The sequence below is a fragment of the Kitasatospora sp. NPDC018058 genome, assembly GCF_044327205.1.
GTDB lineage: Bacteria > Actinomycetota > Actinomycetes > Streptomycetales > Streptomycetaceae > Kitasatospora.
In genome coordinates this window covers 185317-211677 of record NZ_JBIRFA010000009.1, presented here as the reverse complement: position 1 = coordinate 211677, position 26361 = coordinate 185317, and the positions used below count along the sequence as shown (strand labels likewise).

General features: G+C 72.2%; 24 protein-coding genes. 5 read left to right on the top strand and 19 right to left on the bottom strand.

All coding sequences use genetic code 11. From position 1 onward, the window contains the following. Positions 1-90: 90 nt before the first annotated feature. From ACH4E7_RS15495 to mltG (ACH4E7_RS15465), 7 genes are all read right to left on the bottom strand, one after another. The gene (locus ACH4E7_RS15495; RefSeq protein WP_396249625.1) at positions 91-1059 is read right to left on the bottom strand and encodes an AAA family ATPase; all 969 of its coding nucleotides are present in this window, start codon (positions 1057-1059) and stop codon (positions 91-93) included. Positions 1060-1323: 264 nt separating this feature from the next. Beyond that, positions 1324-1752 (bottom strand): type II 3-dehydroquinate dehydratase, encoded by a 429-nt coding sequence (aroQ, locus tag ACH4E7_RS15490; protein WP_396249624.1) that lies wholly within the window; start codon positions 1750-1752, stop codon positions 1324-1326. 8 nt (positions 1753-1760) lie between these two features. Next, positions 1761-2852: a 3-dehydroquinate synthase gene (gene aroB, locus ACH4E7_RS15485; RefSeq protein ID WP_396249545.1), complete on the bottom strand. Its 1092-nt coding sequence runs from the start codon at positions 2850-2852 to the stop codon at positions 1761-1763. Further along, positions 2845-3366, bottom strand: a complete 522-nt coding sequence (locus ACH4E7_RS15480; protein WP_396249544.1) for a shikimate kinase — start codon at positions 3364-3366, stop codon at positions 2845-2847. The genes aroB and ACH4E7_RS15480 overlap by 8 nt, the downstream gene beginning before the upstream one ends. Next, on the bottom strand, positions 3363-4547 hold the full coding sequence (gene aroC, locus ACH4E7_RS15475) for a chorismate synthase (RefSeq protein ID WP_396249543.1): 1185 nt from the start codon (positions 4545-4547) through the stop codon (positions 3363-3365). Before aroC ends, ACH4E7_RS15480 begins: the two co-directional genes overlap by 4 nt. Positions 4548-4711: 164 nt before the next feature. Further along, positions 4712-5542 carry a shikimate dehydrogenase gene (locus ACH4E7_RS15470; RefSeq protein WP_396249542.1) on the bottom strand — a complete coding sequence of 277 codons (831 nt, stop codon included), beginning with the start codon at positions 5540-5542 and terminating at the stop codon, positions 4712-4714. A gap of 30 nt (positions 5543-5572) precedes the next feature. Beyond that, positions 5573-7111 (bottom strand): endolytic transglycosylase MltG, encoded by a 1539-nt coding sequence (mltG, locus tag ACH4E7_RS15465; RefSeq protein ID WP_396249541.1) that lies wholly within the window; start codon positions 7109-7111, stop codon positions 5573-5575. Between mltG (ACH4E7_RS15465) and ACH4E7_RS15460 the strand changes: the two genes are divergently transcribed. Next, positions 7097-7417 (top strand): hypothetical protein, encoded by a 321-nt coding sequence (locus ACH4E7_RS15460; protein WP_396249540.1) that lies wholly within the window; start codon positions 7097-7099, stop codon positions 7415-7417. The two genes, mltG (ACH4E7_RS15465) and ACH4E7_RS15460, sit on opposite strands and share 15 nt — an antisense overlap. A 185-nt stretch (positions 7418-7602) precedes the next feature. On the opposite strand, the gene mltG (ACH4E7_RS15455) is transcribed toward ACH4E7_RS15460, so the two are convergent. From mltG (ACH4E7_RS15455) to ACH4E7_RS15435, 5 genes are all read right to left on the bottom strand, one after another. Continuing rightward, a complete protein-coding gene (mltG, locus tag ACH4E7_RS15455; RefSeq protein ID WP_396249539.1) occupies positions 7603-8847 on the bottom strand; it encodes an endolytic transglycosylase MltG in 1245 nt (414 codons plus the stop codon). A 196-nt stretch (positions 8848-9043) separates the two neighbouring features. Then, on the bottom strand, positions 9044-9526 hold the full coding sequence (gene ruvX, locus ACH4E7_RS15450; RefSeq protein ID WP_396249538.1) for a Holliday junction resolvase RuvX: 483 nt from the start codon (positions 9524-9526) through the stop codon (positions 9044-9046). After that, entirely contained in the window at positions 9526-12195 is a 2670-nt protein-coding gene (alaS, locus tag ACH4E7_RS15445; protein WP_396249537.1) for an alanine--tRNA ligase, read from the bottom strand. Before alaS ends, ruvX begins: the two co-directional genes overlap by 1 nt. After that, a complete protein-coding gene (locus tag ACH4E7_RS15440) occupies positions 12195-12617 on the bottom strand; it encodes a DUF6167 family protein (protein ID WP_355669820.1) in 423 nt (140 codons plus the stop codon). The genes alaS and ACH4E7_RS15440 overlap by 1 nt, the downstream gene beginning before the upstream one ends. Before the next feature lie 4 nt (positions 12618-12621). Then, positions 12622-13101, bottom strand: coding sequence for a DUF948 domain-containing protein (locus ACH4E7_RS15435; protein ID WP_396249536.1), 480 nt, complete (start codon positions 13099-13101; stop codon positions 12622-12624). A gap of 221 nt (positions 13102-13322) precedes the next feature. Here ACH4E7_RS15435 and ACH4E7_RS15430 point away from each other — a divergent pair, with 221 nt between their 5' ends. Next, positions 13323-15536 carry an ATP-binding protein gene (locus ACH4E7_RS15430; RefSeq protein ID WP_396249535.1) on the top strand — a complete coding sequence of 738 codons (2214 nt, stop codon included), beginning with the start codon at positions 13323-13325 and terminating at the stop codon, positions 15534-15536. A 48-nt stretch (positions 15537-15584) separates the two neighbouring features. Continuing rightward, positions 15585-15902 (top strand): tetratricopeptide repeat protein, encoded by a 318-nt coding sequence (locus ACH4E7_RS15425; protein ID WP_396249534.1) that lies wholly within the window; start codon positions 15585-15587, stop codon positions 15900-15902. Between the two features lie 103 nt (positions 15903-16005). Here the strand turns inward: ACH4E7_RS15425 and rpsD are convergent, their stop codons facing one another. From rpsD to ACH4E7_RS15390, 7 genes are all read right to left on the bottom strand, one after another. Continuing rightward, a complete protein-coding gene (gene rpsD, locus ACH4E7_RS15420) occupies positions 16006-16620 on the bottom strand; it encodes a 30S ribosomal protein S4 (protein ID WP_270148363.1) in 615 nt (204 codons plus the stop codon). A 308-nt stretch (positions 16621-16928) separates the two neighbouring features. Beyond that, positions 16929-18359, bottom strand: a complete 1431-nt coding sequence (locus ACH4E7_RS15415) for a replication-associated recombination protein A (RefSeq protein WP_396249533.1) — start codon at positions 18357-18359, stop codon at positions 16929-16931. A gap of 113 nt (positions 18360-18472) precedes the next feature. After that, a complete protein-coding gene (gene ppk2 / locus ACH4E7_RS15410) occupies positions 18473-19291 on the bottom strand; it encodes a polyphosphate kinase 2 (RefSeq protein WP_396249532.1) in 819 nt (272 codons plus the stop codon). Positions 19292-19388: 97 nt separating this feature from the next. Next, complete coding sequence (locus ACH4E7_RS15405) at positions 19389-19916, bottom strand: GNAT family N-acetyltransferase (protein WP_396249531.1); 528 nt, start codon at positions 19914-19916, stop codon at positions 19389-19391. Positions 19917-20010: 94 nt separating this feature from the next. After that, positions 20011-21801, bottom strand: a complete 1791-nt coding sequence (gene aspS / locus ACH4E7_RS15400) for an aspartate--tRNA ligase (protein WP_396249530.1) — start codon at positions 21799-21801, stop codon at positions 20011-20013. Next, positions 21798-23060 carry a histidine--tRNA ligase gene (gene hisS / locus ACH4E7_RS15395; protein WP_396249529.1) on the bottom strand — a complete coding sequence of 421 codons (1263 nt, stop codon included), beginning with the start codon at positions 23058-23060 and terminating at the stop codon, positions 21798-21800. Before hisS ends, aspS begins: the two co-directional genes overlap by 4 nt. 11 nt (positions 23061-23071) lie before the next feature. Further along, a complete protein-coding gene (locus tag ACH4E7_RS15390; protein ID WP_396249528.1) occupies positions 23072-23779 on the bottom strand; it encodes an MBL fold metallo-hydrolase in 708 nt (235 codons plus the stop codon). Positions 23780-24014: 235 nt separating this feature from the next. Here ACH4E7_RS15390 and ACH4E7_RS15385 point away from each other — a divergent pair, with 235 nt between their 5' ends. After that, positions 24015-24863, top strand: a complete 849-nt coding sequence (locus tag ACH4E7_RS15385) for a peptidylprolyl isomerase (protein WP_396249527.1) — start codon at positions 24015-24017, stop codon at positions 24861-24863. Between the two features lie 264 nt (positions 24864-25127). After that, complete coding sequence (locus tag ACH4E7_RS15380; RefSeq protein ID WP_396249526.1) at positions 25128-26357, top strand: DUF349 domain-containing protein; 1230 nt, start codon at positions 25128-25130, stop codon at positions 26355-26357. Positions 26358-26361: the final 4 nt, after the last annotated feature.

The following is a 26361-nucleotide window of genomic DNA, read 5'->3' as shown; positions in this document are numbered from 1 at the left end:
TACGGCAGGACGGGGTCCATCATCGCAGCCGCCGCCGACAGCTCCACGAAGCCGCAGGTCAGCGAGGCCACAGGTCAGCGAGGGCGCCCGTCAGCGGACCGGCATGCCCATCAGCCGGGCCAGGATCACCCGGTCCAGCTCGGCGGTCGTCCCGGCGATGTCCAGGTAGGAGTTGTCGATGATCGGCAACCCGGAGTTGTACCAGCCGGCCATCCGGCCGTGGATCCGCGCCACCTCTTCGTCGCCGAGCCGCCGGTTGCCACTGCGGCGGGCGTTGCGCTGCAGCACCGAGTCCAGGCTGGGCAACAGGACGACCGGGATCATGCCGGGCCCGATGTGCCGCTTCCAGCCGCCGAGGCCGATCGCCGGGCGGTCCGGGAAGACGGCGTCGTCGATGATGCAGGAGATGCCGTTGGCCAGGTAGTTGCGGCAGGCGAAGCCGCAGGTGCGGCGGGCCAGCCGGTACTGGGCCTCGGAGGCGTTGTTCCAGCCGGACTGCGGGTTGGCGAAGCCGGACTGCACCCACTCGCGGACGTCGTCCAGGCTGATGTGGGCGGTCGGGGTGGCCCGGCGCTCGGCCCAGTACCGGGCGACGGTGGTCTTGCCCGCCCCGGCGGGGCCGATCAGCAGCACGGCGATCGGCCCGGCGGGCGCGTGCCGCTGCAGCGGGTGCGCGGGGAGCTGGACGGGCGTGCCGGTGGGCAGCACGAAGTGCCCGGTGCCCCCGGCCGGCACGGGCACGCTCGGCGCGGGCTGCGGCGCCGCGGCCCGGGCGGGTACCTGAGCGGGCGCGGCGGGTACCTGAGCGGGTGCCGGAGCAGGTGCCGGTGTCTGAGCAGGTGCGGGAGCGGGTGCGGGCGCGACCGGAGGCGGCGGTACCGGCACGGCGGCGGGAGCCGGAGCGGGCACCGGCCCGGGAGCCGGGGCAGGCGCAGGACCGGCGGAAGGCGCCGAAGCAGCGGAAGGCGCCGGAGCGGTCGGCGGCCGAACCGACGGCGGCGGAGGCGGAGGAAACGGCGCCCCCGACGGGGACACCCTCGTACCGCCCCCCGGTGGCACCGGCGGAGCGGCGGGACGCGGCGGGACCTGCCCGCCTCCGGCGTACTGCGTCACGGCACCTCCCGACACCTCTCAGCGGGGACACTACACGGCGGCCCGGCAGCGGGCACAGTCCGCCGCCGGGCCGCCGGCTCGCCCCACCTGCTCTGACCTCGGCCGACATCGGCTCACGTCAACCCGCAGGCGGCCCGGGCCAGCTCAAACCAGGTCAGATCAGTTCGGATCAACTCGCGTCAGCCGAAGCCGATTCGGGTCTGCCGAAGCTCACCGCGAGGTGAGCTGCTCCGCCAGCGCCCGCAGCGCCAGCTCGTACGACCCGATCCCGAAGCCGGCGATGGTGCCGGAGGCCACCGCGGCGATCACCGAGTTGTGCCGGAAGGTCTCCCGGGCGTACGGGTTGGAGATGTGCACCTCGATCAGTGGCGCGGTGCGCTGCGCGGCGGCGTCCCGCATGGCGTACGAGTAGTGGGTGAACGCGCCCGGGTTGATCACCACGGGCACCTTCCCGTCGGCCGCCTCGTGCAGCCACTCCACCATCTGCTGCTCGGAGTTGGTCTCGTGCACCTCGACCTCGAAGCCGAACTCCTTGCCCAGCGCGGTGCAGCGCTCGACCAGTCCGGCGTACGAGGTGGCGCCGTAGACGTCCGGCTCGCGGCTGCCCAGCCGACCGAGGTTGGGGCCGTTGAGCACCATCACCCGGGTCACGAGGAGACCTCCGCGTAGGCGGCGACCAGCAGCGACGGGTCCGGGCCCTCCAGCACGGAGGTCTTGCCGAGGCCGTCCAGGACGATGAAGCGGATCAGGTCGCCGCGCGACTTCTTGTCGATCTTCATCGCGTCCAGCAGCTTCGGCCAGGCGTCCGCCCGGTAGCTCAGCGGCAGGCCGACCGAGGCCAGCACGGTGCGGTGCCGGTCGGCCGTCTCGTCGTCCAACCGCCCGGCCAGACGGCCGAGTTCGGCGGCGAAGACCATGCCGATGGAGATCGCCGCGCCGTGCCGCCACTTGTAGCGCTCGTTGCGCTCGATGGCGTGGCCCAGGGTGTGGCCGTAGTTGAGGATCTCCCGCTGACCGGACTCCTTGAGGTCGCCGGAGACCACGTCGGCCTTGACCTGGATGGCCCGGCGGATCAGCTCGACGGTGTGCGGGCCGGCCGGGGTCCTGGCGCCCTCCGGGTCGGCCTCGATCAGGTCGAGGATGGCCGGGTCGGCGATGAATCCGCACTTGATGACCTCGGCGAGGCCGGAGACGTAGTCGTGCTTGGGCACGGTCTCCAGGGTGCCGAGGTCGGCCAGCACGCCCACCGGCGGGTGGAAGGCGCCGACCATGTTCTTGCCCTCGGCGATGTTGATGCCGGTCTTGCCGCCGACGGCCGCGTCGACCATGCCGAGCAGCGTGGTGGGCATGGAGATCCAGCGCACCCCGCGCAGCCAGGTCGCGGCGACGAAGCCGGCCAGGTCGGTGGTGGCGCCGCCGCCGAGGCCGACGACGACGTCGCTGCGGGTGAAACCGGTCTGTCCGAGCACCGACCAGCAGTACGCGGCGACCTCGACGCTCTTCGCCTCCTCGGCGTTGGGCACCTGGAGCGCGATCGCCTCGTACCCCTCGCCGGCCAGGTCGTCGCGGATGGCGTCGGCGGTGGCGGCCAACGCCTCCGGGTGGATGATCGCGACCCGCTTCGCCCGGGTGCCGATCAGCGGCGCCAGCTCGCCGAGCAGCTGGTGCCCGATCAGCACGTCGTACGGGTCGTGGCCGGCGCTGCCGCCGACGTGAATCCTGACGATGTTGTCAGTCATGGGGGGTCTTCAGCTCCAGTGCTTCCAGTACGGCGTCCGCGACCTGCTCGGGGGTGCGGCCGGCGGTGTCGACGACGGCGGTGGCCACCTCCAGGTAGAGGGGGCGGCGGGCCTCCATCAGCTCGCGCCAGCGGGCCCGCGGGTTGACGGCCAGCAGCGGGCGCGGGGCGTCCAGGCCGACCCGCTTGACCGCGTCGCCCAGCGGGACCTCCAGGAAGACCACCGGCAGCTCGCGCAGCAGCTCCCGGGTGGCCTCGGCCATCACCGCGCCGCCGCCGAGCGCCAGCACGCCGCGGTGCCCGGTGGCGGCGGCGCGGACGGCCGCCACCTCCAGCTCGCGGAAGTGCGGCTCGCCCTCGTCGATGAAGATCTCCGGGATGGGCTTGCCGGCCAGCGCCTCGATGTCGGCGTCGGTGTCCCGGAATCCGACGCCCAGGCGTTCGGCCAGGGCCCGCCCGACGGTGGACTTGCCACTGCCGGGCGGGCCGACCAACACCACAACAGGAGTGATCATCGGATGATCAGGTGCTCCAGGTAGTTCTGCACATTGCGGCGGGTCTCCGACACGTGGTCACCGCCGAACTTCTCGTTCACCGCGTCGGCCAGCACCAGCGCGACCATCGCCTCGGCGACGATGCCGGCGGCCGGCACCGCGCAGACGTCCGAGCGCTGGTGGTGCGCCTTGGCCGGCTCGCCGGTGCGCACGTCCAGGGTCTGCAGCGCCCGCGGCACGGTGGCGATCGGCTTCATCGCGGCGCGCACCCGCAGCACCTCACCGGTGGACAGGCCGCCCTCGGTGCCGCCGGAGCGGCCGGAGGTGCGCTTGACGCCCTCGGGGGTGGGGACGATCTCGTCGTGCGCCTTCGAGCCCGGCACCCGGGCCAGCTCGAAGCCGTCGCCGACCTCGACGCCCTTGATCGCCTGGATGCCCATCAGCGCGGCGGCCAGCCGCGCGTCCAGCCGGCGGTCCCAGTGCACGTGCGAGCCGAGGCCCACCGGCACGCCGTACGCGAGCACCTCGACCACGCCGCCGAGGGTGTCGCCGTCCTTGTGGGCCTGGTCGATCTCGGCGACCATCGCCTTCGAGGCGTCCGCGTCCAGGCAGCGCACCGGGTCGGCGTCCAGCCGGGCCTCGTCCGAGGGCAGCGGCAGCACACCGGCCGGCGCCTTGGCGGCGGCCAGCTCGACCACGTGGCTGACGATCTCGATCCCGCAGGTCTCCTTCAGGTACGAGCGGGCGACCGCGCCCAGCGCGACCCGGGCGGCCGTCTCCCGGGCGCTGGCGCGCTCCAGGATCGGCCGGGCCTCGTCGATCGAGTACTTCTGCATGCCCGCCAGGTCGGCGTGGCCGGGCCGGGGCCGGGTCAGCGCCTCGTTGCGGGCCAGGCCCGCCAGCACCTCGGGGTCGACCGGGTCGGCCGACATGACCTGCTCCCACTTCGGCCACTCGGTGTTGCCGACCATGATCGCCACCGGGCTGCCCATGGTCAGACCGTGCCGGACGCCGCCAAGGAAGGTCACCTCGTCCTGCTCGAACTTCATCCGCGCCCCGCGGCCGTAACCGAGCCGGCGGCGCGCCAGCGCGTCGGCCACCAGGGCGGTGGTGACCGGTACACCGGCGGGCAGGCCTTCCAGCGTCGCGACGAGTGCGGGGCCGTGCGACTCCCCCGCCGTCAGCCAGCGCAACGTACCCAACGGAGCTCCTTCATCAGCGGACCGGCCCACGGCACCGCCGCGGCCCGCCCCGGGCGTGCCTTGTGCCTGAATCCTTTCATGACCCAGCGGCACCCGGGGTCACAGTCCGCGTGACGGACGGCAACCGGTCACCATCCGGCCGTGGACCGGCCGCATGCCGCGACTCAGCGCCCCGCCAGCGCCTTCTCGCCCGCCTCGCGCATGGCCGCCAGCGGTCCGGGCGTCCGCCCGGTGAAGGCCTCGCTCTGTAGCACCGCCTGGTGCACCAGCAGGTCCAGCCCGCCCAGGACGGTCGACCCGCGCTCGGCGCAGGCGGCGGCCAGCGCCGTCGGCCACGGGTGGTACAGCACGTCGAACAACGCCCCCGGCACGGCGGGCAGCCCGGCCGCGAAGCCGTCCGTGGCACCGACCGGCGTGGTGGAGACGGTCAGCGGCCGCTCCAGCGCCTCCGCCCCGCGCTCCCAGTCGGCGGTGCGGACGACCACGCCCAGCCGCTCGCCCAGCTCGGCCATCTCCCGGGCCCGCTCGGCGCTGCGCACATAGACCGTCACCTCGCCGGTGCAGACCTGGGCGAGCGCCGCCAGCGCCGAGGAGGCGGTGGCCCCGGCGCCCAGGACGGCGGCGGCGGACACCTCGGTGATGCCGCGCTCGCGCAGCGCGTTGACCAACCCGGGGACGTCGGTGTTGTCCCCGGTGCGCCGGCCGTCGGCGGTGAACACCACGGTGTTGACCGCGTCCACCGAGCGTGCCGTCGCGCTGACCTCGTCCAGCAGTGGGATGACCGCACGCTTGAGCGGCATGGTCAGCGACAGCCCGGCCCACTCGGCCTCGTCCAGCCCCGCGACGAAGCCCGGCAGGGCCGCCTCGTCGATCTCGAAGCGGTCGTAGCGCCAGCCGTCCAGCCCGAGCGCCGCGAAGGCGGCCCGGTGCAGGTCCGGCGAGAGCGAGTGGGCGATCGGCGAGCCGAGGACGGCCGCCCGGTGCTTGCTGGTCAACGCTGCCTCTCCGTGGGCGGGTTGAGCGGGCTACTTCTGGGTGGTGCAGTGACCGCGGGCATCGTCGAAGCCCTGCCCGGCGGCCGTGCAGTACTCCTTGACGTTGGCCTTGTGCTCCGCGTACGTCTCGGCGAACCGGGTCTCGGTCGGGGACATCGCGATGAAGTACAGCCACTTGCCGTCAGCCGGGTGCAGCACCGCGTTGATCGCGTCGTCGCCGGGGTTGGAGATCGGCGTCGGCGGCAGGCCCGCGTTGAGGTAGGTGTTGTACTTGTTGGACGCGTCGTCCATGTCCTTCCTGGTGAGCTCCTTGCGCCCGAGCGAGTACTGGAGCGTGGTGTCCATACCGAGACGGTGCTGGGTGTCGTTGCTCGCCAACCGGTTCTGGATGGTCTTGGCCATCTTGGCGAAGTCCGCCTGGTTGTTGCCCTCGCGCTGCAGGATGCTCGCCTCGGTGATCACCTCGTAGGCGTTCTTCAGACCCACCGAGGCGGCCTGGCCGTCCAGGCTCGCGTACTTGTCGGTGGCGTTCTTCACCATCTGCTTGAGCAGGTCCTCGGGCTTCATGCCGTCGGCGATGTTGTAGCGGGTCGGCCAGAGGAAGCCCTCGACGTTGCCCTGGGCGTACGCCGGCAGGCCGAGCTCGTTGACCTGGGCCTTGGCCACGCCCGCCGTGGTGCCCTTCTGGAGCTTCAGCTTGTCGTCGATCTTGTCGTAGATCTCGGAGGAGTTCTTGCCCTCCGGGATCACGATGGCCGCGCCGCCCGCCTGGTCCAGCAGCTCCTTGAGCGCGGCGGCCGCCGACATCTCCTTCTTCATCCCGTAGAAGCCGTACTGGATGGTGCCGCACTTGGGCTCGGCGTTGCAGGCCTTGGTGAACGCGTCGACGCTCTTGACCACACCGGCGTTCTTCAGCATCAGACCGATCTGGCCACCGACCGCGCCCTGCTTGACCTCGACCTGGACGGAACCGGTGCCCTCACCCGTGAAGTCCGGCGGCGGGCCGAAGTGCTGCTGGTAGAAGCCGTAGCCCCACCAGCCGGCCCCACCCATGGCACCGAGCAGCACCAGCGCGACCAGCAGGCAGGCGCCGCCGTTGCGGCGACCGGCCTTCTTGCCCTTCTCCTTGCGCTTCTTCTTGGCCTCGCGGGAGTCGTCCTGCTCGCCGAGGAAGCCGACCTCCTCGACCCCCTCGACCTCCGCGTGCTCCTCGACGTACTCGCCGTCCTCGTAGTGCCCGTCCTCGTGCTGCCCGTCCCACTCCTCGGCCGCGGGCTCGTACGCGCCGCCGACCTGGTCGGCGCCGGACTCCAGCGCGGCGGCCTCGGCCTCCCAGTCGATCCCGTCCGGACCGGGGCCGGAGGCGGGCGCGGCCGACCGGGCCTGCTGCGGCGCCTGCTGGACCTGCTGCTGAGCGGGCTGCTGCTGGACCTGCTGCTGCGGCATGCCCTGCTGCTGCATCGGCATCTGCTGGGGGTGGCCCTGCCGCATCTGCTGCTGCGGCATGCCCGGCTGCATCGGCATCTGCTGCTGCGGCGCCATCATCTGCTGCGGGTGGCCCTGCTGCATCGGCTGCTGGGGATAGCCCTGCGCGAAGCCCTGCTGCGGCATCTGCTGTTGCGGCGCCATCATCTGCTGCGGGTGACCCTGCTGCTGGTACCCCTCGGGGTATCCCTGCTGCTGCATCTGCTGCTGATACGCCTGCTGCTGCACGCCCCCGTACGGCTGCTGGACCTGCTGGCCCTGCTGCGGGTACTGCTGCTGCCACTGGCCGTCCTGCTGGCCGGGGACCGGCTGCCCGCCGCCGTACCCGGGATCACCGGGGTGCCACGGCTCGCCCTGGGGGCCGTAGCCCCGACCCAGATCGGTCATTGATCCCCTTAACCGACGGTGACGACCGGAGGATCGGACCGGCCGTCCGGGACGACGCCGTCCCGGCTGATTCTCGAACCGGCGTGCTAGCGCAGCGCCTCGGAGGAGACGTTACCGTACCGCAGCCGTACCCCCGCCCGGGCGGACATACCGTCAGTGAGCGGCCTCACCGTCGACGCACCGGACCGTCACGGCGTCGCCGCACCCGTGGTCGAGGCCGTGGGGGCGGCCGTGGGGGCGGCCGCCCCGGAGCGCGTGGGGCTCGGCTTCGCCGCGGCCCGGACGGCGTTGAACTCCGCCACGTTGCGCTGCTGCACCTCGAAGCTGTCGGTGAAGCGGGTGTCCCCCGGCTTCACGGTCACGAAGTACAGCCAGTCCCCCGGCGTCGGGTCCAGCGCCGCCATGATCGCCTGCCGCCCGGGGTTGGAGATCGGCGACGGGGGCAGCCCGGGGTGCAGGTAGGTGTTGTACGGGGAGTCCAGCTTGGTGTCGGAGACCGTGGTGTTCAGGGTCGAGCGGCCGAGCGCGTAGTTGATGGTGGAGTCCAGCTGCAGAGGCATGCTCTTGGCCAGCCGGTTGTAGATGACCCGGGCCACCTTGCCCATGTCCTCGGTGTTGTCGGCCTCGCCCTGGACCATGCTGGCGACGGTGACCAGCCCGTACAGGCTCTGCCCGAGGGTCTGCGCCACGACGTTGGCGTCGTCCCGGCTGAACTCCTTGCCGGCCCGATCGACCATCTGCTTCAGCATGTCCAGCGCGGTGGTCCCGTCGGTGACGCTGTACGTCGCGGGGAACAGGTAGCCCTCCGGGCTGCCGTTGGCGAAGTCCGGCAGGCCCAGCTCGGCGCCCTTCTCCTTGGCCGTCCTCTGCGTGGTGCCCTCGGGCAGCTTCAGCTTCTTGTCGATCGCCGCGTAGATCTGGGAGCCGCGCCAACCCTCGGGAATGGTGAGGCCGTTGGCGTTGGCCGGGTCGATCAGGACGGCCAGTGCCGCGATCGCCGACATCTTCTGCTTCAGGGTGTACGTCCCGGGCTGGATCCGCCCGGCGGCAGCCGCGCTGCCCTTCGCCGCCCTGGTGAAGGCGAGCGAGCTGGCCACCACCCCGTTGCGGACCAGCGCGGAGGCGATCTGGGACAGGCCCGCGCCCTCCGGCACCGAGACCTGGACGCTGCCGCTGCCCTGCCCCGCGTAGTCGGCGGCGGCCGGGGGGCTGCGGTGTCCCTGGAACCAGGTGTAGGCGGTCAGCCCGATCCCGCCGAACACGGCGACCAGCGCGAGCGCGGTGAGCCCGCAGGCCAGTTCGTTGCGCCGCCGGTGCGGATCCGGCGCATCGGAGCGCGGCCGGGGCGCGCCCGGGGGACGACCCTCCGGCTCCAGCACCGGCGCGCCCAGGTGCCCGGGGGTGAGCCCCGGGTGGAAGTCCTGGTCGGTCATGGCTCGCGCCCCCTCGGCGGTCCCGCATCGCTCCGAATCAGTCCGAGTCGCTCCGGGTCACCTCAAGCCGCTCACATCGATCTGCATCAATCTGCATCGATCTGTACCGACCAGAAACGGACACGGAATCGAACGAAAAGGGGTCCGTGCGGACGCGTCCGCACGGACCCCTCAACGGGACGTTAGAGCAGGCCGGTCAGCCGACCGCCTCGACATTCTCACCGGGCGGGCGTCCGCTCACCCGTTCGGACTCAAGGGCGGTCTGGAGGATCACCACCGCGGCGGCCTGGTCGACCACCGAGCGGCCCTTCTTCGCCTTGACCCCCGAGGCGCGCAGCCCGTGCGTCGCGGTGACGGTCGTCATCCGCTCGTCCACCAGCCGCACCGACACCGGGTAGAGCCGGTTGGCCAGCCGGGCGGCGTACGCGCGGACCTTCTCCGCCGCCGGACCCTCCTTGCCGCTGAGCGAGCGCGGCAGCCCGACGATCACCTCGATCGCGTCGTACTCCTCGACGATCGCGGCGATCCGGGCCTGCGACTTCACCCCGGCCGGGACGGTCTCCACCGGCGTGGCGAGCACCCCGTCGGGGTCGCAGGACGCGACCCCGATCCGGGCGTCGCCGACGTCGACGGCGATCCGCCGTCCACGCCGGAAGGGCCTCGGCTCCTGCTCGATCATCAGGAAGCGCGCTCCGCGACCAGGCCGCGCACCGCGGCGATGGCCTCGCCGACCGCGGCCGGGTTGGACCCGCCGCCCTGGGCGACGTCGTCCTTGCCGCCACCGCCGCCACCGAGGGTCTTGGCGGCGGTCCGGACCAGCTCGCCGGCCTTGATGCCGCGGCCGCGGGCGTCCTCGTTGGTGGCGATCACGGTCAGCGGACGGTCGCCCGCCACGGTGAACGCGGCGACCACGGCCGGGCGCGAGCCCAGGCGGCCGCGCACATCCAGGACCAGCTTGCGCAGCTCGTCCGCGCCCACGCCGTCGGCGACCTGGGCGGCGACCACGGCGATGCCGTGCACGTCCTCGGCCGAGTCGGCCAGGCCCGCCGCGGCGGCCAGCACCTTCTCGGCGCGGAAGCGCTCGATCTCCTTCTCGGCGTCCTTGAGCTTGGCGAGCATGCCCGAGATCTTCTCCGGCAGCTCCTCCGGGCGGCCCTTGACCAGCTCGGTGAGCTGGGAGACCACGGTGTGCTCACGGGCCAGGAACCTGTACGCGTCGACGCCGACCAGCGCCTCCACGCGGCGCACGCCGGAGCCGATCGAGGACTCGCCGAGCAGCTTCACCAGGCCCAGCTGGGCGGTGTTGCCGACGTGCGTGCCACCGCACAGCTCCTTGGAGAAGTCGCCGATCGAAACGACCCGCACCTCGTCGCCGTACTTCTCGCCGAACATCGCGATGGCGCCGGCCTTGCGGGCCTGGTCCATCGTCATGACCTCGGCGGTGACGTCCAGCTCGCGGCCCAGCACGTCGTTGATCTTCTGCTCGACGTCCACCAGCACACTGCCCGGAACGGCGGCGGGCGAGCCGAAGTCGAAGCGGAAGCGGCCCGGGGCGTTCTCGGAACCGGCCTGGGCGGCCGTCGGGCCGAGCGCGTCGCGCAGCGCCTGGTGGGTCAGGTGGGTGGCCGAGTGGGCACGGGCGATCGCCCGGCGGCGCTCGGTGTCGATCGTGGCGTACGCCGAGGCGCCCAGCACGACCTCGCCGAACAGCACGCCGCCCGAGTGCACGGTGACGCCCGGGACGGGCTGCTGCACGTCGCGGATCTCCACCACCGCGCCGGACTCCAGCCGGATCCGGCCGTGGTCGGCGAGCTGGCCGCCGCCCTCGGCGTAGAACGGGGTGCGGTCGAGGATGATCTCGACCTCGTCGCCCTCGGAGGCGGCCGGCGACGGGACGCCGTCCACCAGCAGGCCGACCACGGTGGCCTCGCCCTCGGTCAGGGTGTAGCCGGTGAAGACGCTGGCGCCCGACTTGTCGGCGACGTCGCGGTACGCGGCGACGTCGGCGTGGCCCATCTTCTTGGCCTTGGCGTCCGCCTTGGCGCGGTCCCGCTGCTCCTGCATCAGACGGCGGAAGCCGGACTCGTCCACCTGGAGGCCCTGCTCCTCGGCCATCTCCAGGGTGAGGTCGATCGGGAAGCCGTAGGTGTCGTGCAGCTTGAACGCCTGCTCGCCGGAGAGCACCACGCCGCCGGACTGCTTGGTCTCGGTGACCGCGGCGTCCAGCAGGTTGGTGCCGGCCTTCAGGGTCTGCAGGAAGGCGGCCTCCTCGCCGATGACGACCGTCTCGATGCGCTTGCGGTCGCTCTCCAGCTCGGGGTACTGCGGGGCCATCGCCTTGATCGCGACGTCGATGAGCTCCTTGGCCACCGGCTCGGTGGCGCCCAGCAGGCGCATGTTGCGGATGGCGCGGCGCAGGATGCGGCGCAGCACGTAGCCGCGGCCCTCGTTGCCGGGGGTGACGCCGTCGCCGACCAGCATCAGCGCGGTGCGGATGTGGTCGGTGACCACGCGCAGCGAGACGTCCGACTTGTGGTCGGCACCGTAGGTGTGGCCGGTGAGCTCGGCGGCGCGGTCGAGGATCATCCGGCTGGTGTCGATCTCGAAGAGGTTGTCGACGCCCTGCAGGATGGCGGCGAGGCGCTCCAGGCCGAGGCCGGTGTCGATGTTCTTGCTCGGCAGGTCGCCGAGGATCTCGAACCCGTCCTTGCCGTCGCCGTGGCCGCGCTCGTACTGCATGAAGACCAGGTTCCAGATCTCCAGGTAGCGCTCGCCGTTGACGGCCGGGCCGCCCTCCTCGCCGTACGCGGGGCCGCGGTCGTAGTTGATCTCCGAGCACGGGCCGCACGGGCCGGGGACGCCCATCGACCAGAAGTTGTCCTTCATGCCGAGGCGCTGGATCCGCTCGGCGGGCACGCCGATGACGTCACGCCAGATCTGCTCGGCCTCGTCGTCGTCCTTGTAGACGGTGATCCAGAGCTTCTCCTTCTCCAGGCCGTAGCCGCCGTCCGCGACGGGAGTGGTGAGCAGCTCCCACGCGAACTTGATGGCCCCTTCCTTGAAGTAGTCGCCGAAGGAGAAGTTGCCGCACATCTGGAAGAAGGAGCCGTGCCGGGTGGTCTTCCCGACCTCCTCGATGTCCAGGGTGCGCACACACTTCTGGACGCTGGTGGCGCGCGAGAACTGCGGCTTGACCTCGCCCAGGAAGTAGGGCTTGAACGGCACCATGCCGGCGTTGACGAGCAGCAGGGTGGGGTCGTCGGCGACCAGGGACGCCGACGGAACGACGGTGTGACCGCGCTCCTCGAAGAAGCGCAGCCATCGGCGGCGGATCTCAGCCGACTCCATTAGTGGTCCTTCCGGTTCGGGGTACCGCCCCGCGGCGGCAGGGCGCGGCGGGGCGTCTCTTCGATGGCTTCGGGCGCGGTGCGGGGACCGCGGGGCGGAGGCAGGGCGGCGGCCGGGCTGCCGGGCGCCGCCGAGATAGCTCGGTACTGCGGCTCGCCGCGCAGCACCCGGCGGGTGTTGCGGGGCTCGACGACGGCGGTGCCGCGCAGTCCGAGGTCGTCCTTCAGCTGCTCCTCGCGCTCGGTCATGCCGGCCCGCACGTCCTGGGCGAACTGCTTGGCGAGGTCGCCCAGGTGCAGCGCACCGCGCGCGGCGGTGCCGGAGAGGCTGTCCGGGGTGAGCCGCTGCGCGGCCTCGTTGGCCTTCTTCATGGCCCAGACGGTGGCGCCGGCGCCGACCGCCATCCAGAAGATGCGTGCCATGTCGTCAGCCCCTCACCGCGCGCCGGACCCGGGAGAGCAGGCCGTTCCTGGGTGCGGTCGCGGCGCGCACCTCGGCCCTGATCAGCCGGGCCAGCTCCTCGCGCTCACCGGGCTGCGTCGGCACGGTCGGCAGTGCGCCCTGCTGCTTGGCGACGGCCTTGCGGACGCCGTAGCTGAAGGCCGCGACCTTCACCAGCGGTCCGCCCAGCGTGGCCGCCACGGTGGAGGACAGCGCGTTGGCGTTGGCGGCGGCGTCCTGCACGTTGGCGGTGATCTCGTCGACCCGCTCCAGCTGCTCGTTGGCGCTGCGCACCGCGGCGCCCGCCTCGGTCAGCAGCGGCACGGCCTGCTCGGTGACCGCGGAGACCAGGACGGTGGCCTCCTTCAGCGCCTGGGAGAGGCGGACCAGCACCACGGCGAGCAGGGTGACCAGGACCGCCCAGAACACGGCGACGAGCAATCCGGCCAGCTCTCCCACGGACACTTCTGCGCGCTCCCTCGCCTTGCTGTTCTCGAAACCGAACCCTATCGCGCCCGGGCCCGGTTTCCGGACCGGGTCGTCGCCCGTGACCTCGCCCGGGTGTGCGAACGGCGCGCGTAACCTACCGGCCGGTCACCTCGTTCTGCCAGGCGGGCCGTCGCCCGTACGGCCCGACGCACGTCCGGACCGCGACGGTCCGGGCCCGGAACGACGGGGAGCAGCGCTTGGCCGGCGACTGGACAGCACAGCCCGAGGCGTGGCCGCGCGCGCCGGAGCCCGGCCGGCTGCCGGCCGAGGTGACCGGCTTCGTCGGGCGCCGGCGGGAACTGGCCGAGCTGGCGGGGCTGCTGGCCGGCGCCCGGCTGGTGACCGTGACCGGGCCCGGCGGGGTGGGCAAGAGCCGGCTCGCGCTGCGCGCCGCGGCCCGGGCGGCCGGTGCCTTCCCGGACGGCACCTGGCTGGTGGACGTGGCCCCGGTGCAGGACCCGCTGCTGCTCGGCCACGCCGTCCTGGAGGCGCTGCGGCTGACCGACGGCACCGCCCGCCCGCCGCTGGACGTCCTGGGCGAGCGGCTGGCCGGACGCCGCCTGCTGCTGGTGCTGGACGGCTGCGAGCACCTGGTGGAGGCCTGCGCCGAGCTGACCGACGCGCTGCTGCGCGGGCTGCCCGGGCTGCGGGTGCTGGCCACCAGCCGCTCCGCTCTGCGGGCCTCGGGCGAGCACGTGCTGACCCTGGCCCCGTTGCCGGTCGGCCCGCCGCCGAACAGACCGGCGGGCGTGCTGCCGGACGCGGTGCGGCTGTTCGCCGACCGGGCCCGGGCGGTGCTGCCCTCCTTCGAGGTGACCGAGGCCAACGCGGAGGCGGTCGGCCTGCTCTGCCGCCGGCTGGACGGCATCCCGCTGGCCGTGGAGCTGGCCGCCGGGCGGCTGCGGGCGCTGTCGGTGGAGCAGATCACCGCCCGGCTGGACGACCGCTTCAGGCTGCTCACCGGGGGCTGCCGAACGGCCCTGCCCCGACACCAGACCTTACGCACCACGATCGGCTGGAGCCATGAGCTCTGCACAGTGCAGGAACGTTTACTCTGGGCCCGCCTGTCGGTCTTCGCCGGCAGTTTCGACCTGGAGGCCGCCGAGTACGTCTGCGCCGGTGACGGCATCGAGCCCGAGGACGTGCTCGACCTGCTCGACGAACTCGTCGCCAAGTCCGTCGTGCTGCGCGAGGACAGCGCCTTCGGCGTCCGCTTCCGCCTGCTGGACACCCTGCGCGAGTACGGCGGCCACTGGCTGCGCGCCGCCGGCGGGGAGCCGCGGCTGCTGCGCCGCCACCGGGACTGGTATCTGGGCGTCGCCACCTGGGGCGAGGTCGAGTGGTTCGGCCCCCGGCAGGCCGAGACCGCCGAGCGCACCCGGCTCGCCCACACCAACCTGCGCGCCGCGCTGGAGTTCTGCCTCACCGAGCCCGGCGAGGAGCAGATCGCCCTGCTGCTGGCTGGCTCCCTGTGGTTCTACTGGGTCGGCTGCGGCCACCTCGGCGAGGGCCGGCACTGGCTGAACCGCGCGCTCGCCCTGGACCGCGAACGCACCGAGGTCCGCGCCAAGGCCCTCTGGGTGACCGGCTACATGGCCACCCTGCAGGGTGACCTCCGCTCCGCCCGTCCGGCGCTGGAGGAGTGCCGCCGCCAGGCCCTGGACACCGGCGACGACCGGGCGCTCGCCTACGCCGTCCACCGCCAGGGCTGCGTCGCCCTGATCGGCGACGACCCGGAGCGCGCCGCCGAGCTGTTCGAGGAGGCGCTCTGGCACTACCGGACCATCGGCGAGCTCAACAGCAACGTCGTGATGGCCATGATCGAGCTGGGCCTGGCCTACCTGTTCCAGGGCGACCTGGACAGCGGCGAGCTCTGGTTCGGCCAGGCCCGCGAGGTGTGCGAGCAGCACGGCGAGCAGTGGGCGTACGCCTACGTGCTGTACGCGACGGCGTACTCGCACTACCTGGACGGCGCGGTCCTGCCGGCCCGGGCCCTGGCCAGGGAGTGCGTCCGGCTGAACCACCTCTTCCACGACCTGCTCGGCATCGTGCTGGGGATCGACCTGCTGGCGCTGCTGGAGACCGAGCCGGGCGGCCCGGGCGAGCCGGCCGACCTGTGCGAGGCCCGGGTGCTGCAGGGCGCCGCGCACCGGATCTGGCGCGCGGTCGGCAACCCCTTCCTGGGCTCGCGCTCCTTCTTCGGCACCCACCAGGAGTGCGCCGAGCGGGCCCGGGCCGGGCTGACCGAGCAGGAGTACGAGGACTGCTACCGGGCCGGCATCCGGCTGGACCTGGACGCCGCCGTCTCCCGGGCGCTCGGCGGCGGGGACTCCACGGGCGGCCCCGAGCCGGGCCCCGGCCCCTTCTCGGTGCCGCCCGCGCCGGCTCCCTCGCCGGTGCGGAATAGTTGAAACTTGTCCATTGCTTGAGGAGGCGAGTAACCACCCGGAAGGAGCACCATGGCCGTCCACGACGAGTACCGCCTCGCGAACTTCTACTTCGAGTCCAAGGCGTACGCCGATGCCGCCCGCATGCTCGAAGGCGTGCTGACCGAGGAGCCGGCCAACCTCTCCGTCCGGCTGCTGCTGGCCCGCAGCTACTACCACTCCGCCCAGCTCGGCCGCGCCGAGGCCGAACTGCGCCGGATCCTCGACCTCGCCCCGGCCGAGGACTACGCCCGGCTGATGCTCGGCCGCACCCTTGAGCGCCAGGGCCGCGCCGAGGAGGCCCGCCCGCACCTGCGGCTGGCCGCCGTGATGACCGGCGAGGACCTCTAGGCCCCGGCCTCCGGGCCCCGGGCGAGAAGCAGCGAGCCCCCGCCGCCTCGAAAGGCGACGGGGGCTCGCTGGTGGTTTCGCGAACTGCGGAACCGAGCGCGGGTCAGCGCGAGTAGTACTCGACGACCAGCTGCTCGTCACAGATCACCGGGACCTCCTTGCGCTGCGGCGCACGGTCCAGGCGGAAGGCCAGGGCCTTCAGGTTGACCTCGAGGTACTTCGGGGTCTGGCCCTCACCCGCGTAGCCACCCTCACGGGCGACCTGGAACGGGACCTTCTCCTTGCTGCGCTCGCGGACGGTGACCACGTAGCCCGGCTTCATCTGGAACGACGGCTTGTTGACCTTGCCACCGTTGACCTCGATGTGGCCGTGGACGACCATCTGGCGGGCCTGGTAGATGGTGCGGGCGATGCCCGAACGCAGCACCAGCGAGTCCAGACGGGTCTCCAGCTCGGCGACGAGCGCCTCACCGGTCTTGCCCTCGGCCTTCTTCGCGCGGTCGAACGCACGCGACAGCTGCTTCTCGCTCAGGTCGTACTGGGCGCGAAGACGCTGCTTCTCGAGCAGACGGACCTTGTAGTCCGAGTTCTGCTTGCGACCACGGCCGTGCTGGCCGGGCGGGTACGGGCGGGCCTCGAAGTACTTGACGGACTTCGGGGTCAGCGGCACGCCGAGCGCACGAGCGATCTTGACCTTGGGACGCTTCTGGTTCGCCATGAACCAAACCTTCCTTGCTTACGAATACGGCTTTCACCAGGTGTTGACGGAGGTCGCATGTCGCGACCCGGAGAAAACCCACCGCCTGCGCGAGGGTCAGCCGCTCTCCGGAGCCGGGCACGAGAAGTGCTGGTCACACGAAGGGCCCGGAAGCCGGGCCGTCCGCGACACCGAAACGGTGCGCGACGCTCCTGGTGCGGGCCTCCTGACGGAGGCCTACGGCCGGTGCCCCGCTGGTGCGGCCGGTCGGTGGGGTCTCCCCCGCCGCCGTCCCGGGACACGGCACTCCGACGAAGTATACCGCTGGATCAGTCCGCCTTTTCCTCGGGCTGCCGGTCGGCCTTCGCCTCGGCCTTCTCGACCCCCTTCGCGGCCTTCTTCTCCACCCGGCGCTCCCCCCGCAGCCGACCGCGCGTCCACTCCACGGTGTCCGCGTACCGGACCTCGCCGCCGCGCCGGTTCGGCTGGTAGTACTCCCGGCCGTGCACCGCGTCCGGCGCGTACTGCTGGGCCGCGATGCCCTCCGGCAGGTCGTGCGGGTACTGGTAGCCCTTGCCGTGGCCGAGCTTGCCCGCACCGCCGTAGTGGGCGTCCCGCAGGTGCGGCGGCACCGCCCCCGCCAGACCCTGCCGGACGTCCGCCAGCGCCGCGTCGATCGCCAGGTAGGCCGAGTTGGACTTGGGCGCCAGGGCGAGCGCGATCGCCGCCTGGGACAGGATGATCCGGGCCTCCGGGAAGCCGATCAGGGCCACCGCCTGGGCCGCCGCCACCGCCGTCTGCAGTGCCGTCGGATCCGCCAGGCCGACGTCCTCGCTGGCCGAGATCATCAGCCGCCGGGCGATGAACCGCGGGTCCTCCCCCGCCTCGATCATCCGGGCCAGGTAGTGCAGGGTGGCGTCCACGTCGCTGCCGCGGATCGACTTGATCAGCGCGCTGGCCACGTCGTAGTGCTGGTCGCCGTCCTTGTCGTAGCGCACCGCCGCCTGGTTGACGGCCGTCTCGGTGGTGGCCAGCGTGATGCTCGCCTCGCCCTTCTCCAGCGCCGCCCCGGCCGCCGCCTCCAGCGTGGTGAGCGCCCGCCGGGCGTCCCCGCCGGCCAGCCGCACCAGGTGGTCCTCGGCCTCCGCGGTCAGCTCCAGCGCGCCCTCCAGGCCGCGCTCGTCGGCCACCGCGCGGCGCAGCAGCACCCGGATGTCCTCGTCGGTCAGCGACTCCAGGGTGAGCAGCAGCGAGCGGGACAGCAGCGGGGAGATCACCGAGAAGTACGGGTTCTCGGTGGTGGCCGCGATCAGGGTGACCCAGCGGTTCTCCACGGCCGGCAGCAGCGAGTCCTGCTGGGCCTTGGAGAAGCGGTGGATCTCGTCCAGGAAGAGCACCGTCTCCTTGCCGGACATGCCGACCGCCCGCCGGGCGCCGTCGATCACCGCCCGGACCTCCTTGACCCCGGCGGTGATCGCGGACAGCTCGACGAAGCGGCCCTCCACGGCCTGGCTGATCACATGGGCGAGGGTGGTCTTGCCGGTGCCGGGCGGCCCCCAGAGGATCACCGAACTGGTGGCCGCGGGCCCGCGCGAGTTCGCGACCAGCCGCCGCAGCGGGGACCCGGGCTTCAGCAGCTGCCGCTGCCCGGCCACCTCGTCCAGGGTGCGCGGGCGCATCCGTACGGCCAGGGGCGCCCGCCCGGGCTCCTTGCTCTGGCGTTCCTCGGCGGCGGCGGTGAAGAGGTCCGGTTCGTCCACACCGGAAGCCTATGCGAGGCCGCCGACACCCTTACCCGCGCGGCGGACGGCGGTCCAGCACGCACGGCCGGTCCCTGGCACCGGCGACACCACGCGTCCGTCCGGACGACCCGCTACTCCAGCCCGGCGGCGTGGTCCGGGACGTACTTCTGCAGATCACGCGGGGGCCGCTGGTAACCGCGCGAGGCCGGGCGGGGCGGCAGCTCGATCCTCGGCGGGGTGATCTCGTGGTACGGCACGGTGGAGAGCAGGTGGGCGATCATGTTGATCCGGGCCCGGCGCTTGTCGTCGCTCTCCACCACGTGCCAGGGCGAGTCCGGGGTGTCGGTGTGCAGGAACATCTCGTCCTTGGCCCGCGAGTAGTCCTCCCAGTGCTTGATCGACTCGACGTCCATCGGGGAGAGCTTCCAGCGCTTCATCGGGTCCTCCAGCCGGTCCCGGAACCGCCGCTGCTGCTCGGTGTCGCTCACCGAGAACCAGTACTTGCGCAGCAGGATGCCCGCCTCGATCAGCATCTGCTCGAAGGTCGGGCACTGGTGCAGGAACTGCCAGTACTCCTCGTCGGTGCAGAAGCCCATCACCCGCTCGACCCCGGCCCGGTTGTACCAGCTCCGGTCGAACAGCACGATCTCCCCCGCCGCCGGCAGGGGTTCGACGTACCGCTGGAAGTACCACTGGGTCTTCTCCCGCTCGGTCGGGGTGGGAAGTGCCACGACCCTGGCGATGCGTGGGTTCAGGTACTCCGTGACCCGCTTGATCGCGCCGCCCTTGCCGGCCGCGTCCCGCCCCTCGAAGACCACCACCACGCGGGCCCCCTCGACCCGCACCCACTCCTGGAGCTTCGCCAGCTCCTGCTGCAGCCGCAGCAGCTCCCGCTCGTACGATCTCCTCGCCAGTCGCTCCGGCTTCGCGGTCCGCTGCTCGGTGGTCACCCTCGGGTCCTCCGTCCGACTCCTGCTGATGACCTTTCACCGTAGGCGCAGAACGGTGACCTCGCAGGTCGGGGAGAAGGAACGAGCCGACTCGCCCCTAGACCTCGACGAAGGGCTCCGGATAGCGGCAGAGCCCGCGCGGGCCGCCGTCGTACGCCGCCAGCGGCAGCGCCTGGAAGTACGCCTCCGGCACCTCGAACGGGCCGGTGACCTCGTGCCGCCCGGCCGGGGTGAAGCCGAACCGGCCGTAGTAGCCCGGATCGCCGAGGACGACCACCAGCTTCTCCCCCGCCTCCTCGGCCGCCGCGAGCGCGGCCCGGACGACGAGTTCACCGATGCCCTTGCGCTGCCACTCGGGCGCGACCGCGACCGGCGCGAGCGCCACCGCGTCACCGCCGCCCCCGCCGTCGCCGACCCGCAGCCGGGTCAGCAGGGCGTGCCCGATCACCAGACCGGACTCGTCCACCGCCACCAGCGACAGCCCGGGCAGCCAGGCGGGATCGCGGCGCAGCGCGTCCACCAGATCGGCCTCGTCCGGGCCGGGGAACGCGGCCATGTGGACCCGCCTGGTCGCCGGGGCGTCCTGTGGACTCTCGACTCTCGTCGTGACCTGAGTGACCTGCATGGTCAACCCTCCCTGCGTCTCACGCCGTTGTGGACCGGCCCCGGACGGTGGGTGGACCGTCCGGGGCCGTTGAAGGTTAGCGGATGACGCTTCGTCAGCTCTTGGGCTGCGCCTCCGACTTGGCGTCCTCACGGACCTTCGGCTGGGCGTCGACGCCGGCCTCGCGGCGCTGCGCCGGGGTGATCGGGGTCGGGGCGCCGGTCAGCGGGTCACCACCGGTGGACGTCTTCGGGAAGGCGATGACGTCGCGGATGGTGTCGTACCCGCCCAGCAGGGTGACGATCCGGTCGAGGCCGAAGGCGACACCACCGTGCGGCGGCGGGCCGTAGTTGAAGGCGTCCAGCAGGAAGCCGAACTGCGAGGCCGCCTCCTCCTCGGAGAGGCCGATCGCGTCGAACGCCCGCTTCTGGACGTCCCGCTGGTGGATACGGATCGAACCGCCGCCCAGCTCCGAGCCGTTGAGGACCAGGTCGTAGGCGTTGGACAGGGCCGAGCCCGGGTCGGTGTCGAAGGTGGCCAGCGACTCCGCGGTCGGGGCGGTGAACGGGTGGTGCACCGCGTGCCAGCCCTGGAACTGGCCCTTGTCGTCCTCGATCGGCTCGAACATCGGGAAGTCGACGACCCAGAGGAAGGCCCACTTGGACTCGTCGATCAGCTCGCAGCGACGGCCGATCTCCAGACGGGCGGCGCCCAGCAGCTCCTGCGAGGCGCGCTCCTTGCCGGCCGCGAAGAAGACCGCGTCGCCGTTCTTGGCGCCGGCCGCGGCGGCGAGGCCGGCCAGGTGCTCCTCGGAGAGGTTCTTGGCGACCGGGCCGCGCAGCTCGCCGGTCTCGGCGTCGATCAGCACGTAGGCCAGGCCCTTGGCGCCGCGCGCCTTGGCCCAGTCCTGCCAGGCGTCCAGCTGCTTGCGCGGCTGCGAGGCACCGCCCGGCATGACCACGGCGCCGACGTACGGGGCCTGGAAGACGCGGAACTCGGTGCCCTTGAAGTACTCGGTGAGGTCGGTGAGTTCCTGACCGAAGCGGACGTCCGGCTTGTCGGAGCCGTAGCGGCCCATCGCGTCCGCGTAGGTCATCCGCGGCAGCGGGTTGGGGATCTCGTAGCCGTGCACCTCGCGCCAGACGGCACCGATGATCTTCTCGCCGAGGGCCAGGATGTCCTCCTGGTCGACGAAGGAGGCCTCGATGTCCAGCTGGGTGAACTCCGGCTGGCGGTCGGCGCGGAAGTCCTCGTCGCGGAAGCAGCGGGCGATCTGGTAGTAGCGCTCCATGCCGGCCACCATCAGCAGCTGCTTGAACAGCTGGGGCGACTGCGGCAGCGCGTACCAGTGGCCGGGCTGCAGGCGGACCGGGACGAGGAAGTCGCGGGCGCCCTCGGGGGTGGAGCGGGTGAGGTACGGCGTCTCGATGTCGAGGAAGTCGTTCTCCTCCATCACCCGGCGGATGATGTTGTTGACCTTCGAGCGCAGCCGCAGGCCCTTGGCCGGGCCCTCACGGCGCAGGTCCAGGTAGCGGTAGCGCAGCCGGACCTCCTCGTTGACCGTGCCCGGCTCGTACTCGGCGACCGGGAAGGGCAGCGGGGCGGCCTCGGAGAGCACCTCGATCCCGCTGACCACGACCTCGACGGCGCCGGTCGGGATCTCCGGGTTCTCATTGCCCTCGGGGCGGACCCGGACGTCGCCGACGACCTTGACGCAGTACTCGGCGCGCAGGCCGTGCACCGAGTCCAGGTCGCGGACCACGATCTGCACGGTGCCGGAGGCGTCGCGCAGGTCGATGAAGGCCACGCCGCCGTGGTCGCGGCGGCGGGCGACCCAGCCGGCCAGGGTGACGGTGGTGCCTGCGTGCTCCGGGCGGAGCGTGCCCGCGTCGTGCGTGCGGATCACAGCTGCTTCTCCTTCAGGGTGGTGACGAGTTCGTCGAGGGCGACGGGGGTCTGCTCGCCGGTGCTCATGTCCTTGAGCTGGACGACGCCCTCGGCGAGGTCCCGGTCCCCGGCGATCAGGGCGAAGCGGGCGCCGGACCGGTCGGCGGACTTCATGGCGTTCTTGATGCTCTTGACGCCGAAGGCGAGGTCGGTGGCGACGCCGGCCCGGCGCAGCTCGGTCACCTTGGCGAACAGGATGTTCTTGGCCTCCTCGCCGAGCGCGACGGCGTAGACGGAGGTGGCGGCCGGCAGGTCGAGGACGACGCCCTCGGCCTCCAGGGCCAGGTAGGTGCGGTCCACGCCGAGGGCCCAGCCGACGGACGGCAGCGCGGGGCCGCCGATCATCTCGGACAGGCCGTCGTAGCGACCGCCGCCGCCGATCGCGGACTGGGCGCCGAGGCCGTTGTGCACGAACTCGAAGGTGGTGCGGGTGTAGTAGTCCAGGCCGCGGACCAGCTTCGGGTCGTCGACGAAGGCCACGCCGTTGGCCGTGAGCAGCTCACGGACCTTCTCGTCGTAGGCCTTGCAGTCCTCGCAGAGGAAGTCGCGCAGCATCGGCGCGCCGACCAGCTGCTCCTGCACCGACTCGCGCTTGTCGTCCAGGACGCGCAGCGGGTTGATCTCGGCGCGGCGGCGGGTCTCCTCGTCCAGGTCGAGGCCGGCCAGGAACTCGATCAGGGCGGCGCGGTAGACCGGGCGGCACTGCTTGTCGCCGAGGCTGTTGAGCAGCAGCGAGTAGTTGCTCAGCCCCAGCGAGCGGAAGGCGTCGTCGGCCAGGATGATCAGCTCGGCGTCCAGCGCCGGGTCCTCGGCGCCGATCGCCTCGGCGCCGACCTGGGAGAACTGGCGGTAGCGGCCGGCCTGCGGGCGCTCGTAGCGGTAGTACGAGCCGGAGTACCACAGCTTGACCGGCAGGTTGCCCAGCTTGTGCAGGTTGGCCTGGAGCGCGGCGCGCAGCACCGAGGCGGTGCCCTCGGGGCGCAGCGCGAGGTCCTCCTTGCCGCGCTTGGTGAGGGAGAACATCTCCTTGGTGACGATGTCGGTGGACTCGCCGACACCGCGCGAGAACAGCTTCACGTCCTCGAAGACCGGGGTCTCGATGTAGCCGTAACCGGCCCGGCGGGCGGGCGCGGCGATGCGCTCGCGGATCGCCAGGAAGGTCGCGGAGCTGGGAGGCAGCAGATCGTAGGTGCCCTTGGGGGCGGTGAAGGTGCTCAACTTCTCTTCCGTCACATTCCTCGTCGCGGGAAAGCCGGGGCGCCGGCCGCCCCCGCTGCCTGTCGGAGGTAGGGGTTGGTGGCGCGCTCGCGGCCGATGGTGGTCTGACCGCCGTGGCCGGAGAGGACCACGGTGGAATCGTCGAGGGGCAGGCACACCCGGGCCAGCGAGCGCATGATCGCCTCGCTGTCCCCGCCCGGGAGGTCGGTACGCCCGATGGAGCCGGCGAACAGCAGGTCGCCCGAGAACAGCACCGGGGGGAGGTCCTCGGCACCGGGCGTCCGGAAGGTCACCGACCCCCCGGTATGGCCCGGGGCGTGGTCCACCGTGAGCTGCAGGCCGGCCAGCTCCAGCACGCTGCCGTCGGTGAGCTCGCGCACGTCGTCGGGCTCGCCGACGGTGATCTCGCCCATCAGCTGGGTGCCCATGGAGCGGCCGAGCGCCTTCTCCGGGTCGGACATCATGTACCGGTCCTCGGGGTGGATCCAGGCCGGGACGCCGCGGGCGCCGCAGACCGGGACCACCGAGGCGACGTGGTCGATGTGGCCGTGGGTGAGCAGCACGGCGACGGGCTTGAGCCGGTGCTCGCGGATGAGTTCCTCGACGCCTCGGGCGGCCTGGTGGCCGGGGTCGACGATGACGCACTCCTCGCCCGCCGCCGGCGCGACCAGGTAGCAGTTGGTGCCCCAGGCTCCAGCGGGGAATCCGGCGATGAACACGCGCGTCCTTCGGGTGTGCGGCGACAAGCTGCGATGGCTACCAGTAGTGATGTGTAAGGGCAGCCTACCGGCGGGCCGGGTCCGGTTGCGAACCAGATAGCGGTGGCGGGCCGGGCCGTCCGACTGGTTCACCCCGTTCTTACGGGCCCGGTCCCTACACTTGGCCGCCGATGGATGCGATGATCCGCTTCGGAATCCATCCACTCTTTCCGCACATCCTCAGGAGACACGGCCGGTGGTCAGCAGCGAACAGCGGCGGCGGCAGCTCGCCCGCGAGAAGTACGAGCGCCAGATGCAGCGCCGTTCCGAGGCGGCGGCCGCCCGCAAGCGCCGCAACACGATCATGGGCGCCTCGCTCGCCGTCGTGGTGCTGGCCGGCGGCGGCACGCTGTTCGCCACCGGCGCGTTCGACTCGGACAGGGACAAGAGCGCTTCGGCCGCCTCCTCCGCCCAGGCCGCGCCGACCCAGGCCACGCCCACCGAGCAGGCCACCCCGACCCGCAAGCCGGTCGAGGGCTGCACCGCCCCGGCGCCGGGCGCGCCCAACGGCAAGCAGTTCAAGACCGAGCCGGCCATGTCGATCGACCCGAGCGGCTCGTACACCATGGCGTTGGACACCAACTGCGGCAAGGTGACGATCGCGCTGGACGCGGCGAAGGCGCCGCACACCGTGAACTCCTTCAGCTTCCTGGCCGGTGAGCAGTACTTCGACCACACCAAGTGCCACCGCCTCACCACGGACGGCATCTTCGTGCTCCAGTGCGGCGACCCGACCGCCAGCGCGACCGTCCCGGGCGGTATGGGCGGCCCCGGCTACAAGTTCAAGGACGAGAACCTGACCGGCGCCACCTACCCGGCGGGCACCGTGGCGATGGCCAACTCCGGCCCGGACACCAACGGCAGCCAGTTCTTCCTGGTCTACAAGGACACCCAGCTGCCCCCGAAGTACATCCCCTTCGGCAAGATCACCGGCGGCCTGGACGTGGTCCAGAAGATCGCCGCCGCGGGCACCCTGGAGGGCGCCCCGGACGGCCACCCGATGGCCGACGTCACCTTCAACTCGGTTACCGTGTCGAAGAGTTGACCGACCCCGGGGCCACCGGCGGCGGGCGTTCCAGGCGCCCCCGCCCGGCCCCGGACCGAAATCGCCCGGCCCGGATGCGGACAGCACCGGGCCTGGTCGCCTATGTTGGCGTTGTATAGGGTGCCCGGACCCGCCGAGCCGTCACCCGCGGCAGCAGGACACGGCGGACGGGGACGGCGGACTCATCGGTCCGCCGCACATCAACTGTGGACGACGGACGCGCGCCGCCCCGGCGCGGGCGCGACGTCATGTGGAGGACGCGCTATGAGCAGCGACCCGTGGGGCCGTGTGGACGAGCAGGGCACGGTGTACGTCAGGACCGCCGACGGCGAACGCGCCGTGGGTTCCTGGCAGGCCGGCTCGCCCGAGGAGGCCCTCGCCTACTTCGAGCGCAAGTACCAGGGCATCGAGGTGGAGATCGGCCTGCTGGAGAAGCGGGTGCGCACCACCGACCTGGCCGCCAAGGACGCCCAGACCGCGCTGGAGCACCTCCGCGCGCAGGTGGTCGAGGGGCACGCGGTGGGCGACCTGGACGCGCTGGCCAAGCGGCTGGACACGCTCGCCGGTGAGATCGAGACCCGGCGGGAGGAGCGCAAGGCCGCCCGCGCCAAGGCCCAGGACGAGACCCGCTCCGCCAAGGAGGCGCTGGTCTCCGAGGCCGAGCAGCTCGCCGAGTCCACCCAGTGGCGGGAGGCCGGGGACCGGCTGCGCGCCCTGGTGGACACCTGGAAGGGCCTGCCGCGGCTGGACCGCAAGAGCGACGACGAGCTGTGGCACCGGTTCTCGCACGCCCGTTCGGTCTTCTCCAAGCACCGCAAGGCGCACTTCGCCACCCTGGACGCCGAGCGCGAGCAGGCCCGGCAGACCAAGGAGGCGCTGGTCGCCGAGGCCGAGGCGCTGTCCTCGTCCACCGAGTGGGGCAGCACCGCGGCCGCGTACCGCGACCTGATGGCGCGCTGGAAGGCCGCCGGCCGGGCGCAGCGGGACGTCGAGGACGAGCTGTGGGCGCGGTTCCGCGGCGCTCAGGACGTCTTCTTCCAGGCCCGTTCCTCGGTGTTCAGCGAGCGGGACGCCGAGCAGGTGGCCAACCAGAAGCTCAAGGAGGCGCTGGCGGTCGAGGCCGAGGCGATCCTGCCGATCACCGACCTGAAGGCCGCCAAGGCCGCGCTGCGCGAGGTCAACGAGCGCTGGGAGGCGATCGGGCACGTGCCGCGCGACGTCCGTCCGAAGCTGGACGGCCGGCTGAACGCGGTCGAGCGGGCGATCCGCGAGGCCGAGGACGCCGAGTGGAAGCGCTCCAACCCGGAGGCCAAGGCCCGCGCGGCCGGCATGGTGGGCCTGTTCCAGGCCAAGGCCGACAAGATCCAGGCCGACCTGGACAAGGCCCGCGCGGCCGGCAACACCGCCAAGGCCGCCAAGCTGGAGTCCGAGCTGGCGGGCGTGCAGACCCTGCTGGAGCAGGCGCACAAGAGCCAGGAGGAGTTCAGCGGCTGAGCCG

Coding starts and splice junctions, on each gene's coding strand:
- ACH4E7_RS15440 (WP_355669820.1), bottom strand. CDS start 12,617: ATGGCACGCATCTTCTGGATGGCGGTCGGCGCCGGCGCCACCGTCTGG.
- ACH4E7_RS15425 (WP_396249534.1), top strand. CDS start 15,585: ATGGCCGTCCACGACGAGTACCGCCTCGCGAACTTCTACTTCGAGTCC.
- ACH4E7_RS15480 (WP_396249544.1), bottom strand. CDS start 3,366: ATGATCACTCCTGTTGTGGTGTTGGTCGGCCCGCCCGGCAGTGGCAAG.
- aroQ (WP_396249624.1), bottom strand. CDS start 1,752: ATGGTGCTCAACGGCCCCAACCTCGGTCGGCTGGGCAGCCGCGAGCCG.
- ACH4E7_RS15405 (WP_396249531.1), bottom strand. CDS start 19,916: ATGCAGGTCACTCAGGTCACGACGAGAGTCGAGAGTCCACAGGACGCC.
- alaS (WP_396249537.1), bottom strand. CDS start 12,195: ATGGAGTCGGCTGAGATCCGCCGCCGATGGCTGCGCTTCTTCGAGGAG.
- rpsD (WP_270148363.1), bottom strand. CDS start 16,620: ATGGCGAACCAGAAGCGTCCCAAGGTCAAGATCGCTCGTGCGCTCGGC.
- mltG (WP_396249541.1), bottom strand. CDS start 7,111: ATGCAGCAGGGCCACCCGCAGCAGATGATGGCGCCGCAGCAGCAGATG.
- ruvX (WP_396249538.1), bottom strand. CDS start 9,526: ATGATCGAGCAGGAGCCGAGGCCCTTCCGGCGTGGACGGCGGATCGCC.
- mltG (WP_396249539.1), bottom strand. CDS start 8,847: ATGACCGACCAGGACTTCCACCCGGGGCTCACCCCCGGGCACCTGGGC.
- ACH4E7_RS15380 (WP_396249526.1), top strand. CDS start 25,128: ATGAGCAGCGACCCGTGGGGCCGTGTGGACGAGCAGGGCACGGTGTAC.
- aroB (WP_396249545.1), bottom strand. CDS start 2,852: ATGACTGACAACATCGTCAGGATTCACGTCGGCGGCAGCGCCGGCCAC.